Consider the following 13533-nt stretch of genomic DNA (forward strand, 5'->3'; position numbering starts at 1 on the left):
CAGATCAGCTACCTTTCCACCAAACGTTTGTTAGGCGCGCCTGTTGCAGGCAAGGTAGCAGCGGACGGCGCGCCGCGGGAGGTGCTCAATGCCAGCGATCATCGATCTGTCGGGACGCGTCGCCGTCGTCACGGGCGGCACGCGGGGCGTCGGCGCGGGCATCGCGCGCGCCCTGCTGGAAGCCGGGGCCGAGGTGGTGACCTGCGCACGACGGCCCCCCGACCGGCCCGTCGAGGCGGCCGGACGCACCGCCTGTTTCCACTCCGTGGATCTCCGGGACCCGGACGCCGTCGGCGCGTTCTTCGCCACGGTACGGAGCGAGTACGGGCGGCTGGACACGCTCGTCAACAACGCGGGCGGTACTCCGTACCGCATGCTCGCCGAGGGCGGCAGCAGGCACGCGGCACGGGTCGTCGAACTCAACCTGCTCGCCCCGCTGAACGCCTCGCTCGCCGCGTACGATCTGCTGCGCGAGGGGACCGCGGGCGGCTCGGTCATCATGATCGGCAGCGTCAGCGGCACCCGCCCGTCACCGGGCACCGCGGCCTACGGTGCCGCCAAGGCGGGCCTGGAGAACCTGGCCCGCTCGATGGCCGTGGAATGGGCCCCGAAGGTACGCGTCAACACCGTGACCCTCGGCATGGTCCGCACCGAACTGTCCCACCTGCACTACGGGGACGAGGCCGGGCTCGCCGCCGTCGGCCGCACCGTACCGCTCGGCAGGCTCGCCGAACCCGAAGAGATCGGCGACGCCTGCGTCTTCCTCGCCTCCGGCCGCGCCACGTACCTCAGCGGCGCCTCGCTGCTCGTCCACGGGGGAGGCGAGCGCCCGGCGTTCCTCGACGCCGCCACCGTCAACCACACGGAAGGGAACCACACGCAATGACCTCGGACGAAATGACCTCACGCGCCATGAACGCCACTACCGGACTTTGCGCGGACCGCGTCGCCGTCGTCACCGGAGCCGGCCGCGGCCTGGGCCGCGCGCACGCCCTCGCCCTCGCAGCGGAGGGTGCCAAGGTCGTCGTGAATGACCTGGGCGTCGGCCTGGACGGCAGTGGCGCGGCCGCCGCCGGGCCCGCCCAGCAGGTCGTCGACGAGATCCGCGCCGCCGGCGGCGCGGCCGTCGCGCACGGCGGCGACATCGCCACAGCCGCCGGCGCGGCCTCGCTGATCAGCACCGCGCTCGGCACGTACGGCCGGCTGGACGCCCTGGTCAACAACGCGGGCTTCCTCCGCGACCGGATGCTCGTCAACCTCGACGAGGACGACTGGGACGACGTACTGCGCGTCCACCTCAAGGGCCACTTCCTGCTGTTGAAGCACGCCGCGGCGCACTGGCGCGCGGAGGCCAAGGCCGGTCGCACGCCCGAGGCCCGGGTGGTCAACACCAGCTCGGGCGCGGGGCTGCTCGGGAGCGTCGGCCAGGGCAACTACTCCGCGGCCAAGGCCGGCATCGTCGGCCTCACGCTCGTCGCCGCCGCCGAGCTGGCCCGGTACGGCGTGCAGGTCAACGCGATCGCCCCGGCGGCCCGCACCCGCATGACCGAGGAGACGTTCGCCGGGACGATGGCGGCGCCGGGGGAGGGCGAATTCGACGCGATGGCCCCCGAGAATGTCTCCCCGCTCGTCGTCTGGCTGGCCTCCGCCGCCTCCGAGGGGGTGAGCGGCCGGGTCTTCGAGGCGGAGGGCGGGCGGATCACCGTCATGGAGGGCTGGCGCCCCGGTCCCACCGCCGACAAGGGCGCCCGGTGGACCCCGGCAGAAGCGGGCGAGGCCGCGCGGAAGCTGCTCGCGGCGGCCGAGCCGCCGCAGCCGGTGTACGGGGCGCGGTGACCCGGCGGCGCCCTGCGCGTGACCGCTTGGCCCGGCCCGGCCGGCTTGCTGAGGATGCTTTCCCGCTCACCGGGAATTCGGCCTCCCGCACCGCTCCGGGACCGCCCTAGCCTCCCCGGACAGCCCCTTGCCCGCAGGAGGTCCAGACAAGATGACTGCTCTCCACGACCAGGTCCGCGTCATCGACGCGGGCCGGCCGCCCGCCCGCTTCGCCCGCGGCTGGCACTGCCTCGGCCTGGCCGACCACTTCAAGGACGGCGAGCCGCACGAGATCGAGGCGTTCGGCACCAAGCTGGTGGTCTTCCAGGGCGCGGACGACAAGGCGCTGCACGTGCTCAACGCCTACTGCCCGCACATGGGCGGCAATCTGGCGCACGGTTCCGTCAAGGGTGACACCGTGGCCTGCCCGTTCCACGACTGGCGCTGGGCGGGCAATGGCCGGTGCGCGGGCGTGCCGTACGCCCGCCGCGTGCCACCGCGCGCCCGTACTCGCGCGTGGACCACGCTGGAGGAGAACGGCCAGCTCTTCGTCTGGCACGACCCCGAGGGCAACCCGCCGCCGCCCGAGGTCACGATCCCGCGCATCGAGGGCGCCTTCAGCGACGAGTGGAGCGACTGGACCTGGCACACCCTCCGGGTGGACGGTGCCAACTGCCGGGAGATCGTCGACAACATTGTCGACATGGCGCACTTCTACTACGTGCACTACTCCTTCCCGACCTACTTCAAGAACGTCTTCGAGGGACACATAGCCACCCAGTACATGGAGAGCGCCCCGCGCGAGGACGTGGACCTGGGTGCCCTCAGCGCCCCGCTGCGCTCCGACGCCTCGTACTACGGCCCCTCCTACATGATCGACCGTCTCTGGTCGCCGGTGGCCGGGACGGACGGTCTCGAGATGGAGATGGTGCTGATCAACTGCCATTACCCGGTCGACGAGAACAGCTTCGTGCTCCAGTACGGCGCGATCGTCAGGAAACTGCCCGGCATGTCCGACGCCGAGGCCGCCGAGGCCGCCCGGCACACCTCCCGCGGCCTCGCGGCCGGCTTCGAGCAGGACGTCGAGATCTGGCGGCACAAGACCCGGATCGACAATCCGCTGCTGACCGAGGAGGACGGCCCGGTGTATCAACTGCGCCGCTGGTACGAGCAGTTCTACCGGGACGCGGCCGATGTACCGGACGAGATGACGCGGCGGTTCGAGTTCGAGATCGACACCGAGCGGGCCAACAAGGCATGGCGCGCCGAGGTCGACGCGAACCTGGCCCGCCGGGCGGCGGGGACGGGGGCCGGGGCCTGACATGCAGCCGGTGGAGTGCGCGGCCTGCGGCAACCAGGTCCTCTGCGAGAAGTTCAGCCCCGCCCACACCTCCGTGCAGTGGACGGCCGAAGCGGCGTCCGTCTGCCCGGAGTTCAGCGCCCTGGTGGCCGCGGGAGAAACCGCTGCCCGGATCCGGACCTGCGCGGCGCTGCGCCACAGCATCGACCGGGCCGCTGCCGAGGGAACCCTGCGCGTCACCACGTGGGAGGCCGCCGATGCCTGAGCCGCGTACGTACCGGGTGCGGATCCGCGAAGTGATCGAGGAGACGGCCGAAGCGCGGTCGCTCGTCCTGCAGGTGCCGCCGGAGAGCACCGAGCGATTCGCTTACCGCGCCGGGCAGTTCCTCACTCTGAAGCTGCCGGGTGCGGACGGCGAAACGGTTGCAGCCCGCTGCTACTCCCTGTCCAGCTCACCCGAGACCGGCGAGCCCTTGAAGATCACGGTCAAGCGGGTGGCCGGCGGGTACGGCTCCCACTGGCTCTGCGACCACGTGACCGCCGGCGACGAGCTGGAGGTGCTGCCGCCGGCCGGCACCTTCACGCCGGGCTCCCTCGACCGCGACCTGCTGCTCGTCGCGGGCGGCAGTGGCATCACGCCGGTCATCTCCATTGCCAAGTCGGTGCTGGCCGGCGGGCGGGGCAAGGTCGCGCTGCTGTACGCCAACCGCGACGAGTCCTCGGTCATCTTCCGCGACGAACTGCGCGAGCTGACCGCGCAACATCCTGACCGGCTGTTGGTCGTCCACTGGCTGGAGTCGGTTCAGGGGCTGCCTGCCGCGGACCGGCTGGCAACCGTGCTCGCCCCGTACGCGGACCGGGAGGCGTACGTCTGCGGGCCCGCGCCCCTGATGGACGCGGTCGAGGAGTCCCTGCGCGGGCGCGGCCGCCGCGTCCACCGGGAGCGGTTCTTCTCGCTGAGCGGGGACGTCTTCGCGGAGCCCGGCGGGGAAGACGCGCCGGTCCTGGAAGAGGGCGCCGCGGAGGCCGAGGTGGAGCTGGACGGCGACACGCACACCGTCTCCTGGCCGCCGCAGACACCCCTCCTGGACGCCCTGCTCGCCGCCGGCGTCGACGCTCCGTACTCCTGCCGGGAGGGCGCGTGCAGCGCCTGTGCGTGCCGGGTCGTGGCCGGCGAGGTGAAGATGCTCCGCAACGACGTGCTGGAGGACGAGGACATCGCCGAGGGGTACGTCCTGGCCTGCCAGGCCGTCCCCCTCACCGACCGGGTCGGGATCAGCTACTCCTGAGCCCGCGGGCGGATGCTCACATCCACTCCGCACATCACATCCACTCCGCGAACCGCATCCACGACATCATCGTGTCCATCTGTGCCGGTTCGAGGGCCGGTTCCGGGGGCGGCGCCGCGGTCGTACGGGGGACGGCCGCAGCCCGCCCCGGCCCGTACAGTGACGCCCAGATCGCCCGCGCGGTCCCCCGCACCACCGGGGCGAGCCGCTCCAGTTCGCGGTGGAGGCCGTTGCCGCAGACCGAGACCGCGGCGATCGCGCGCCCGGCGCCCCGCAGCGGCGCCGCCACGCACGCCACGCCGCGGAAGCTCTCCTCTCGGTCGAAGGCCACGCCGCGCTCGCGGATGCGCGCCAGCTCCGCGCGGAAGGGGCCGGGCCGGGTGAGGGTGTACGCCGTGCGCGGCCGCAGCCCGGCCCGCAGCACCTCCGCGACCAGCGCCTCCTCGCCGAACGCCAGGATCGCCTTGCCGGTGGCCGTGCAGTACGCCGGCTGCCGGCCGCCGATCCGCGACGGTACCGACGCGTCCGCGACGCCGCCGAGCCGTTCCAGGTACACCACTTCGGGTCCGTCGAGCACGGCGAGGTGCACCACGTGCCCGGTCTTCTCGTGCAGCGCGTGCAGATGCGGCAGCGCGGCCCGGCGCAGTCGGTTGTGGTGCGCGGCCATCGCGCCCAGCTCCAGCATCCGCATGCCCAGGCGGTAGTCCCGGCCGTCGCGGTCCAGCCAGCCGAGCTGTACGAGTTGGTCGAGGATGCGGTGCACGGACGAGCGGGGCAGCCCGGAGCGGCGTACCACCTCGGTGAGCGTCAGCCGGGGCGTGGCGCCCTGGAAGGCGCCCAGGACGAGCGCGGCCTTCTCCAGAAGTGACGGCGGACGCACTGTCATCGGCGACTCCTGCGAGGAGCGGGGAGGGGTGCCGAGAGCCTGCCACGGTTCCCGCTCAGCGGGAACCCGCTATTTCGAATCGAAATAGTCAGGCGTAGATTCGCGGCACTTCGCACCTCCGCATCACACGGCCACATTCACGACCTGAGAGGGGTCGCCATGAGCGAAGACGCCATGAGCGCGCACGAGGTCCTCGCCGCCGTCCGGGAGCTGGCCCCGGTGCTCCGCGAGCGCGCCGCCGAGGCCGAGGAGCTGTGCCGGGTGCCCGACGCCTCGGTCAAGGACATCGAGGGCACGGGGTTCTTCCGGCTGCTGCAGCCCAGGGCGTACGGCGGCTGCGCGGCGGACCCGGTGCTCTTCTACGAGGCGGTCAAGGAGATCGCCAAGGCGTGCGGCTCCACCGGCTGGGTCGCTTCCGTGGTCGGCGTCCACCCCTGGCACGTCGGCCTGTACGACCCGAGGGCGCAGGAGGAGGTCTGGGGCGTGGACCGCACCACCCGGATCGCCTCCTCCTACGCCCCGACCGGCCGGGTCACCGTGGCCGACGGCGGCTTCCGGATCTCCGGCCGCTGGCACTTCTCCTCCGGCTGCGACCACGCCGACTGGGCGCTGCTGGGCGGCCTCGTCCTCGGCGAGGACGGCGCGCCGGTCGACATGCGCACCTTCCTCGTGCCCCGGACCCAGTACACGATCGACCGGGTCTGGGACACCGTGGGCCTGCGCGGCACCGGCAGCAACGACATCGTCATCAAGGACGCCTTCGTGCCCGAGTACCGGGCGCTGAGCTTCGGCCCGGTCAGCGCGCTGCGGACGCCGGGCCAGGAGCTGAACCCCGAGCCGCTGTACCGGCTGCCGTACGCCTCGGTCTTCACCACCACCATCTCCACCCCGATCGTCGGCATCGCCGAGGGCGCGTACGAGGCGTACACCGAGGCCACCAAGCGGCGGATCCGGGTCTCCTACGGCCAGAAGGTCGCCGAGGACCCCTTCGCGCAGGTCCGCATCGCCCGCGCGGCCAGTGACATCGACGCCTGCTGGCTGCAGCTCCGCCGCAATATGAGCGAGCTGTACGCGTGCGCGGAGCGCGGCGAGGACCCGTCGGCGGAGCTGCGCGCCCGCGTCCGCCGCGACCAGGTGCTCGCCACGGAACGCGCGGTGGCGGCGGTGGACCTGCTGGTGGAGAACGCCGGCGGCAGCGCGATGCGCAACGGCCCCAACCCCGTCCAGCGCGCCTGGCGCGACGCGCACACCGGCCGCGGGCACGCCGCCAACGACCCCGAGCGCGCGCTGGTGCTCTTCGGGCAGGCGGCGCTCGGCCTCGACATCCAGGACACGATGCTCTGATGGGGGATCAGATGGCGGTGCTTACGTATGAGTCGACGTCCCGGATGGTCAAGGCGGGCGGCGTCGAGCTGCACTTCCATGAGGCGGGTCCCGCCGAAGCGCCCGTCGTGATCATGCTGCACGGCGGCGGGCCCGGCGCCTCCGGCTGGAGCAACTTCGGCGGCAACCTGCCCGTCTTCGCCCGTACCTTCCGCACCCTCCTCATCGACCAGCCCTGCTTCGGCCGCTCCGCCAAGCCCGAACTCGACAGGGACTACTTCAGCTACAGCGCCGGCTCCGTCGCGGCCCTGATGGACGAACTCGGCATCGAGCAGGCGCACTTCATCGGCAACTCGCTCGGCGGCGGCACCTCCGTCCGCATGGCACTGGACCACCCGGACAGGGTCGGCAAGCTGCTGCTGATGGGGCCCGGCGGCGTCTCCCTCAACCTCTTCGCGCCGGACCCGACCGAAGGCATCAAGCGGCTCTTCGAATTCCAGGCGTCGCCCGAGCCGACCAAGGAACAGCTCCGTGCGTTCCTGAGCGTCATGGCGTACGACCAGTCCCTCATCACCGACGAGCTGGTCGAGGAACGCTGGGCATCGGCCACCGACCCGGAGACGAAGCTCGGCAACGCCCGGATGGCGGCCGCCTTCGCCAACCCCGCCTGGGCCCAGGACTGGATGCTGTGGCGCGAGGCCCACCGGATCACCCAGCCCGTCCTGCTCACCTGGGGCCGCGAGGACCGCACCAATCCGCTCGACGGCGCGCTGGTGGCCCTGAAGTCCATCCCCGACGCCCGGCTGCACGTCTTCCCGCACTGCGGCCACTGGGCGCAGACCGAGCAGGCCGACGAGTTCAACCGCCTCGCGATCGCCTTCTTTTCTCAATGAACAGCAGCTTTTCTCACTGACGCCCGAAGGGGACCGACCATGGACATCCGTGCTCTCGGCTATCTGCGCGTGGAGACCGCCCGCTTCGAGGAGTGGCGCACGTACGCGCTGGACCTCCTCGGCATGGTGGCGGCCACCGGCACCGACGACGACACCCTCTACCTGCGCATCGACGACCGCGCCCACCGCCTCGCCGTCGTCCGCGGCGCCGCCGACCGGCTGCAGGCCGCCGGCTGGGAGGTCGCGAACGCCGCCGCGCTCGTGGACGCCGCCCGGGAACTGGAGGCGGCCGGTGTCGCCGTCAAGGCCGCCGACGACGCCGTACTCGCCGAGCGCCGCGTCCAGGGCCTGATCCAGTTCACCGACCCCTGCGGCAACCCGCTGGAGCTCTTCTGGGGCCAGGCGCAGGACCACACCCCGCTCGGCACCCCGTACGGCAACCGCTTCGTCACCGGCACCGCCGACGGCACCGGCGACCTGGGCCTGGGCCATGTCGTCCTGCCGGTCCCCGACATCGAAGCGGCGCTGGACTTCTACGAGAACGTCCTCGGCTTCCAACTGCGCGACTCCATGAAGCTGCCCCCGCAGGCCGTCCCCACCGCCAAGGAGCAGCGGGACTTCCACCTGATGCACTTCCTCAGCCCCAACCGGCGCCACCACAGCCTCGGCCTGTACCCGGGTGAACTGCCGCCCGGCATCGTGCACTTCATGGTCGAGCTGGAGACCCTCGACGACGTGGGGCGCGGCCTGGATCGCATGCACGAGGCGGGCATCCCCATCGCCTCGACCCTCGGCCGGCACACCAACGACCGGATGGTCTCCTTCTACGCCCAGGCGCCCGGCGGCTTCCAGGTCGAGTACGGCTGGGACGGCCTGGTCGTCGACCCCGCCACCTGGGTCGCCAAGGAGATCACCGCCGACAGCTTCTGGGGGCACCGGTGGAACGGCTGATCGGGCGTACAGCGGTGGACCCGGCCGGATTCAGGGACGTCCTGGGCCGCTTCGCCACCGGCATCACCGTCGTCGCGGGGCTCGACGACAACGGCCGCCCGGCCGGCTTCGCCTGCCAGTCCTTCGCCTCACTCTCCCTCGACCCGCCACTGGTCATGCTGGCCGCCGGCAAGACGTCCACGAGCTGGCCGCGCATCGAACGGACCGGCCGTTTCTGCGTCAACATCCTCGCCGAGCACCAGCGGGAGATCTGCGCCGCGCTCGGCCGCAGCGGCCCCGACAAGTTCGCCGGCGTTCCCTGGACCACCGGGGAGCACGGCACCGTACGCATCGACGGCGCCCTGGCGCACATCGAGTGCGCACTGAGCACCGTGCACGAGGCCGGCGACCATCACCTGGTCACCGCCGAGGTCCTCGCGCTCGACGCGCGCGAGGACGGCCGCCCGCTCCTGTACTTCCGCAGCCGCTACGCAGTGGGGGCCTTCTGATGCCGGAGCACCGCACCCCTTCCTGGGACCACACCTACGACGTCGTGGTGATCGGCTCCGGCGCCGCCGGAATGGCCGCGGCCCTCACCGCCCGGCTGCGCGGGCTCACCGTCCTCGTGGCCGAGAAGACCGACCTGTACGGCGGCTCGACCGCGCTGTCCGGCGGCGCCATCTGGGTACCGGGCAACTTCCACCTCGACGCGGCGGGCCTCGGCGACACCGTCGAGAAGGCCCGCGCCTACCTCGACGCGACCGTCGGCGACCGGGTACCGGCCGCGCGCAAGGACGCCTACCTCGCACACGGCCCGGCCATGGTCCGCGAGTTCCACGACCGGACCGCCGTCCGCTTCGCGTACACCCCCGGCTACAGCGACTACTACCCGGAGCGGCTCGGCGGCTTCGCGCAGGGCCGGTCCGTCGAGCCCGAGGTCTTCGACTTCAGGAAGCTGCGCCCCGGACTGCGTGCCACCATGCGCCGCGCGGGCCTGCCCACGTACGGGCTCACCATCACCTCCCGGGACTTCCGCCATCTCAACATGGCCGCGCGCACCTGGGCCGGCAAACGCACCTCGGTGAAGCTCGGGCTGCGCGCGCTCGCGGCCCTGGCCACCGGCCGCCGGCCGCTGGCGCTCGGCGAGGCGCTGGTCGCCCGGATGCGGTATTCGATGGACCGACTGGGCGGCGACCTGTGGCTCTCCGCGCCGCTCACCGGCCTGGTGACCGAGGACGGCAAGGTCACCGGCGTCCGGCTCGACCGGGCGGGCAAGGAGATCACCGTACGGGCCTCCGGCGGCGTCGTGCTGGCCTCCGGCGGCTTCTCGCACAGCAGCCGGCTGCGCGAGAAGTACCTCCCGGCGCCCACCTCCACCGCCTGGTCGTCGGCGGCCGAGGGGCAGACCGGGGACGCCCTCGAAGCGGCCGTCGCGGCGGGCGCCGCGACCGACCTGATGGACAAGGTGTGGGGCGCGCCGTCCGTGGTGGCGCCCGGCGAGAAGCCGTTCTTCCTGGTCGCGGACCGCGGCATCCCCGGCATGGTGATCGTCGACCAGTCCGGCGCACGGTACGCCAACGAGGCGGCGCCGTACCACGAGTTCGTCGACGCGATGTACGCGCACGACCGGCCCGGTGCGTCCACCGTGCCTTCCTGGCTGATCCTGGACGCCACCTCCAAGGCCCGGTACGTCTTCATGGGGCTGCTGCCGGGGCAGCCGTTCCCGAAGAAGTGGACGGCGAGCGGCTTCGTGAAGCAGGCCGGCACGGTCGAGGAGCTGGCCGCGCGGACCGGTTTGCCGGCCGACCGGCTGCGGGCGACGCTCGACCGCTTCAACGGCTTCGCCCGCGCGGGCCGCGACGAGGACTTCGGGCGCGGCGACAGCGTCTACGACCGCTACTACGGCGACCCCACCTTGCCCGCGCCCAACCTCGCCCCGCTGGCCAAGCCCCCTTTCCACGCCGTCCCCGTCCACCCCGGCGATATCGGCACCAAGGGCGGCCCGGTCACCGACGCGACGGCCCGCGTACTGCGCGAGGACGGCTCGGTCATCGAGGGGCTGTACGCCTCCGGGAACGCCTCGGCCGCGGTGATGGGCGAGACGTACCCGGGGCCGGGCGCGACCATCGGCCCGGCGATGACCTTCAGCTGGATCGCGGTCAACGCCATCGCGAAGGCGCTCGCCGGGCGCTGATCCCGTACGCACCGAGGAAGCCCGCCGGTTCCGTACCGGCGGGCTTCCTCCGTGCGTACGGCCTTACTGAGCGGTCAGCCCGCCGTCGATGGCGAACTCGGCGCCCGTGACGTACGCCGACGCGTCCGACACCAGATACAGCACCAGCTCCGCGACCTCCTCCGAGCGGCCCATCCGGCGCAGCGGTACGTTCGGCCACTCGCGCTCCCCGGCATCGGCGCCGAGCGCGCCCGCGACCATCGGGGTGTCCACCATGCCGGGGTGCACGGAGTTGACCCGGATGCGGTGCCGGGCGAGGTCGAGGGCCGCGGACTTGGTGAGCCCGCGCAGCCCGAACTTCGTCGCCCCGTACGAGGCGTGGCCCTGAATGCCGACCAGCCCGGCCGTGGAAGAGATGTTCACCACCGACCCGCCGTTGCCCGTCGCACGCATCGCCGGGACCACCGCCTGGAGGCCGAGGAACGGCCCGACGAGATTGACCTGGAGCAGCCGCTGCAGATTCGCCTCGCTCTCCTCCTCGATGGGCGCGGTGCGCCACAGCGCGGCGTTGTTCACCAGCGCGTCGATCCGGCCGAAGGTGCCGAGCGCGGCCTCGGTCACGCGCTGCCAGCCCGCCGCGTCGGTCACATCGTGCGGTACGAACACCGCCTGTTTCCCGAGGTCCGAGGCGACGTCGCGGCCCGTGTCCTCCTGGACGTCCGTGAGGACGACACGCGCCCCGTGCTCCGCGAACAGCCGTGCCTCGGCGGCACCTTGCCCGCGCCCGGCTCCGGTGACGAGTACGACCTTGCCGGCCAGCCGCCCCACCGTGTCCGAGGCCATCAGCCCGCGGTCCCTTCCAGGGCGCGGAAGTGCGGGATGACGCGCTCGCCCCACTGCCGGATGGTCTCCATGCACACGTCCTGCGGCACGGTGCCCATCTGGATCAGACACATCACCTCGTCGACGCCGATCCTGCGGAGCTGCTCGACGTAGTCGATGGCGGTCCCGGCGGTGCCGTAGGCGTGCTCGGCGTTGTAGGTGCCGGTGTCGGCGGGGCGGGCCGGGATGTCCGCCTCGTGCAGCTTGGCGACGAGCTCGTCGCGGCGGCGCCCCATCGCGGCGACATGGTCCTCGTCCTCCGCGTACACGGTCGGCTTCGGGCCGTTCCCGTACCAGTGCGCGATGGACTCGGCGAAGAACCGCTGGCCCCGCGTGCCGATCCGGTAGGCGGCGTCGGCGTCGTCCAGGACGATCGTCGGGCACAGCGCGGAGAAGTGGTCGTTGACCTCGGTGGAGACGAAGCGCTCGGTACCACGTACGGAGATGGCCTCGTCGTAGACCTTGCGCATCTCGCGGATGTCGTCGGCGCCGGCGAAGCCCAGCACGAGTGCGCCGACGCCCAGTTCGGCGGCGAGCTTGAGGGTGTCGTGCTTGCTGCACGCCATGAACAGCGGCGGGTGCGGGGCTTGTACGGGACGGGGGAGCACGGCGCCGGGACCGATGTCGAGCGACCCGTGCCACTCGAAGGTCTCGTCGCGCCAGGCGCTGCTGATGATCCGCAGCGCCTCCTCCATCTGCGGATAGGTGTCCTCGGGCCGCACCCCGAACATGGACATCTCCTGCTTGGTGGCGCCGCGTCCGGAGCCGATGTCGACGCGGCCGCCGGAGAGCACGTCGAGCATGGCGGACCGTTCGGCGACCCGTACCGGGTGCTGGTAGCCGAAGGGCATGGTCACCACGCCGTGGCCGATCCGGATCCGGGAGGTCTTCGCCGCCACCCAGGACAGGAAGACCTCGGAGGCGCTCATGTGCGCGTACTGCGTCAGCGAGTGGTGCTCGACCGCCCAGATCCGGTCAAATCCCATCTCCTCGGCGAACACGGCCTGTTCGACGCAGTCCCGGATCACCTGCCGCTCGGATGCGGGAGACGGATCGGCCATCTGCGCCTCGAAGATCATCGAGAACTTCACGACGGGCTCCTTCGCTCGACTGTTTCTGTTCCGACTGTTTCTGTTCCGACTATGCCTATTAGAAATACACCTATCAGAACTGCGGAGGAGAGGGAAGGCAGTGCGCGGAGCCGGAAAACGACGACGGGCCACGGCCGTTGGAGCGGCCGTGGCCCGTCGGGGCGGGGGAGAGTGGCGGGCTCAGAGCCCGCAGGGACAGCTGCACGTGCAGCCGCAGTCGCGCTGGTCCGGCTGCAGGAGGGCGGCGAGGCCGGCGCGGAGGTGGGTCTCCAGGGTGGCGGGCGAGGCCGCGTCCAGGGCGGGCGTGCGGAACGCCTTGCGCATCAGGCTCGTACCGAGGAGCCAGGCGGCGAGCAGCTCGGCGCGCAGCTCCGCGTCGGGTCCCTCCAGGCGCTCGGCGAACCGGCCGGAGAACACCTCGGCGACCTTGTCGCGGAAGTGCCGGAGGGCCTCCTCGCGGCTGGAGGAGCGGAGCACGGACAGTACCGGGTGCGGTACCTCCTCGTCCGGCGGGCTGTTGGTGACGAAGTCGCAGACCCAGGCGGCGACCTCGTCGAGCGGGACCTCCAGCAGCGGGTCGAATATCGCGGGGTCCATGGACACCGACGCGAACAGGGCTTCCTTGGAGCCGAAATAGCGGTACACGAGGGCGGCGTCGACCCCCGCGTCCCCGGCGATGTCCCGGATGCTGGCGCCGTCGTAGCCGTACCTCCCGAAGCGCAGCGCCGCGGCCTCCATCAGGGCGCTGCGGGTGCCCGCCGCGTCGTGTTTGCGCGCCCGTGCGGGCTGCTCGCCGGTGTCGTGCTTCGCCTTCGCTGTCGATCGGTCCACGCGTTCGTACCTTCTTCGGCTCGTCGTTCAGCAGCACATGGTCCAGGATCCGGAGCGTGTCCGGAAGTCATCGGTTGTTGTCATCGATCGTTGACCCACTCCGGGGCCCCTCCATAAGGT

General features: G+C 71.9%; 14 protein-coding genes. 10 read left to right on the forward strand and 4 right to left on the reverse strand.

From position 1 onward, the window contains the following. The first annotated feature begins 88 nt into the window (after nt 1-88). The 5 genes from IG84_RS0117775 (at nt 89) to IG84_RS0117795 (ending at nt 4404) form a co-directional block, all read left to right on the forward strand. Nucleotides 89-886 (forward strand): SDR family oxidoreductase, encoded by a 798-nt coding sequence (locus IG84_RS0117775; protein WP_031057883.1) that lies wholly within the window; start codon nt 89-91, stop codon nt 884-886. Continuing rightward, nucleotides 883-1836 (forward strand): SDR family oxidoreductase, encoded by a 954-nt coding sequence (locus tag IG84_RS0117780; RefSeq protein WP_245659386.1) that lies wholly within the window; start codon nt 883-885, stop codon nt 1834-1836. Before IG84_RS0117775 ends, IG84_RS0117780 begins: the two co-directional genes overlap by 4 nt. A gap of 151 nt (nt 1837-1987) precedes the next feature. After that, nucleotides 1988-3136 (forward strand): 3-ketosteroid-9-alpha-monooxygenase, oxygenase component, encoded by a 1149-nt coding sequence (locus tag IG84_RS0117785; RefSeq protein WP_031057889.1) that lies wholly within the window; start codon nt 1988-1990, stop codon nt 3134-3136. Between the two features lies 1 nt (nt 3137). Next, nucleotides 3138-3380 (forward strand): hypothetical protein, encoded by a 243-nt coding sequence (locus IG84_RS0117790; RefSeq protein WP_031057893.1) that lies wholly within the window; start codon nt 3138-3140, stop codon nt 3378-3380. Then, nucleotides 3373-4404, forward strand: a complete 1032-nt coding sequence (locus IG84_RS0117795; RefSeq protein ID WP_031057897.1) for a ferredoxin--NADP reductase — start codon at nt 3373-3375, stop codon at nt 4402-4404. Before IG84_RS0117790 ends, IG84_RS0117795 begins: the two co-directional genes overlap by 8 nt. A gap of 34 nt (nt 4405-4438) precedes the next feature. Here IG84_RS0117795 and IG84_RS0117800 read toward each other — a convergent pair whose 3' ends face one another. Then, a complete protein-coding gene (locus IG84_RS0117800) occupies nt 4439-5290 on the reverse strand; it encodes an IclR family transcriptional regulator (protein WP_031057899.1) in 852 nt (283 codons plus the stop codon). A 159-nt stretch (nt 5291-5449) separates the two neighbouring features. Here IG84_RS0117800 and hsaA point away from each other — a divergent pair, with 159 nt between their 5' ends. The 5 genes from hsaA to IG84_RS0117825 are packed head-to-tail and all read left to right on the forward strand — an operon-like array spanning nt 5450 to nt 10630. Further along, the gene (gene hsaA / locus IG84_RS0117805) at nt 5450-6634 is read left to right on the forward strand and encodes a 3-hydroxy-9,10-secoandrosta-1,3,5(10)-triene-9,17-dione monooxygenase oxygenase subunit (protein WP_031057902.1); all 1185 of its coding nucleotides are present in this window, start codon (nt 5450-5452) and stop codon (nt 6632-6634) included. Beyond that, nucleotides 6634-7506, forward strand: a complete 873-nt coding sequence (hsaD, locus tag IG84_RS0117810; protein WP_245659388.1) for a 4,5:9,10-diseco-3-hydroxy-5,9,17-trioxoandrosta-1(10),2-diene-4-oate hydrolase — start codon at nt 6634-6636, stop codon at nt 7504-7506. The genes hsaA and hsaD overlap by 1 nt, the downstream gene beginning before the upstream one ends. 39 nt (nt 7507-7545) lie before the next feature. Further along, a complete protein-coding gene (locus tag IG84_RS0117815) occupies nt 7546-8457 on the forward strand; it encodes a VOC family protein (protein WP_031057906.1) in 912 nt (303 codons plus the stop codon). Further along, nucleotides 8445-8945: a flavin reductase family protein gene (locus IG84_RS0117820; RefSeq protein ID WP_031057909.1), complete on the forward strand. Its 501-nt coding sequence runs from the start codon at nt 8445-8447 to the stop codon at nt 8943-8945. Before IG84_RS0117815 ends, IG84_RS0117820 begins: the two co-directional genes overlap by 13 nt. After that, nucleotides 8945-10630 (forward strand): FAD-dependent oxidoreductase, encoded by a 1686-nt coding sequence (locus IG84_RS0117825; RefSeq protein WP_031057912.1) that lies wholly within the window; start codon nt 8945-8947, stop codon nt 10628-10630. Before IG84_RS0117820 ends, IG84_RS0117825 begins: the two co-directional genes overlap by 1 nt. Nucleotides 10631-10693: 63 nt before the next feature. Here IG84_RS0117825 and IG84_RS0117830 read toward each other — a convergent pair whose 3' ends face one another. The 3 genes from IG84_RS0117830 to IG84_RS0117840 all read right to left on the reverse strand — a co-directional run bounded on the left by IG84_RS0117830 (nt 10694) and on the right by IG84_RS0117840 (nt 13413). After that, nucleotides 10694-11452, reverse strand: a complete 759-nt coding sequence (locus IG84_RS0117830) for a glucose 1-dehydrogenase (RefSeq protein WP_031057917.1) — start codon at nt 11450-11452, stop codon at nt 10694-10696. Continuing rightward, complete coding sequence (locus tag IG84_RS0117835; protein WP_031057919.1) at nt 11452-12582, reverse strand: LLM class flavin-dependent oxidoreductase; 1131 nt, start codon at nt 12580-12582, stop codon at nt 11452-11454. Before IG84_RS0117835 ends, IG84_RS0117830 begins: the two co-directional genes overlap by 1 nt. A 180-nt stretch (nt 12583-12762) precedes the next feature. Further along, nucleotides 12763-13413, reverse strand: coding sequence for a TetR/AcrR family transcriptional regulator (locus IG84_RS0117840; protein ID WP_051861896.1), 651 nt, complete (start codon nt 13411-13413; stop codon nt 12763-12765). Between the last annotated feature and the right edge of the window lie 120 nt (nt 13414-13533).

The sequence above is a fragment of the Streptomyces ochraceiscleroticus genome, assembly GCF_000720485.1.
GTDB classification, from domain to species: Bacteria; Actinomycetota; Actinomycetes; order Streptomycetales; family Streptomycetaceae; genus Streptomyces; species Streptomyces ochraceiscleroticus.

Excerpts from the sequence above, each read along its gene's own strand:
- IG84_RS0117775 (WP_031057883.1), top strand. The coding sequence starts at position 89 with ATGCCAGCGATCATCGATCTGTCGGGACGCGTCGCCGTCGTCACGGGC.
- IG84_RS0117780 (WP_245659386.1), top strand. The coding sequence starts at position 883 with ATGACCTCGGACGAAATGACCTCACGCGCCATGAACGCCACTACCGGA.
- IG84_RS0117785 (WP_031057889.1), top strand. The coding sequence starts at position 1,988 with ATGACTGCTCTCCACGACCAGGTCCGCGTCATCGACGCGGGCCGGCCG.
- IG84_RS0117790 (WP_031057893.1), top strand. The coding sequence starts at position 3,138 with ATGCAGCCGGTGGAGTGCGCGGCCTGCGGCAACCAGGTCCTCTGCGAG.
- IG84_RS0117795 (WP_031057897.1), top strand. The coding sequence starts at position 3,373 with ATGCCTGAGCCGCGTACGTACCGGGTGCGGATCCGCGAAGTGATCGAG.
- IG84_RS0117800 (WP_031057899.1), bottom strand. The coding sequence starts at position 5,290 with ATGACAGTGCGTCCGCCGTCACTTCTGGAGAAGGCCGCGCTCGTCCTG.
- hsaA (WP_031057902.1), top strand. The coding sequence starts at position 5,450 with ATGAGCGAAGACGCCATGAGCGCGCACGAGGTCCTCGCCGCCGTCCGG.
- hsaD (WP_245659388.1), top strand. The coding sequence starts at position 6,634 with ATGGGGGATCAGATGGCGGTGCTTACGTATGAGTCGACGTCCCGGATG.
- IG84_RS0117815 (WP_031057906.1), top strand. The coding sequence starts at position 7,546 with ATGGACATCCGTGCTCTCGGCTATCTGCGCGTGGAGACCGCCCGCTTC.
- IG84_RS0117825 (WP_031057912.1), top strand. The coding sequence starts at position 8,945 with ATGCCGGAGCACCGCACCCCTTCCTGGGACCACACCTACGACGTCGTG.
- IG84_RS0117830 (WP_031057917.1), bottom strand. The coding sequence starts at position 11,452 with ATGGCCTCGGACACGGTGGGGCGGCTGGCCGGCAAGGTCGTACTCGTC.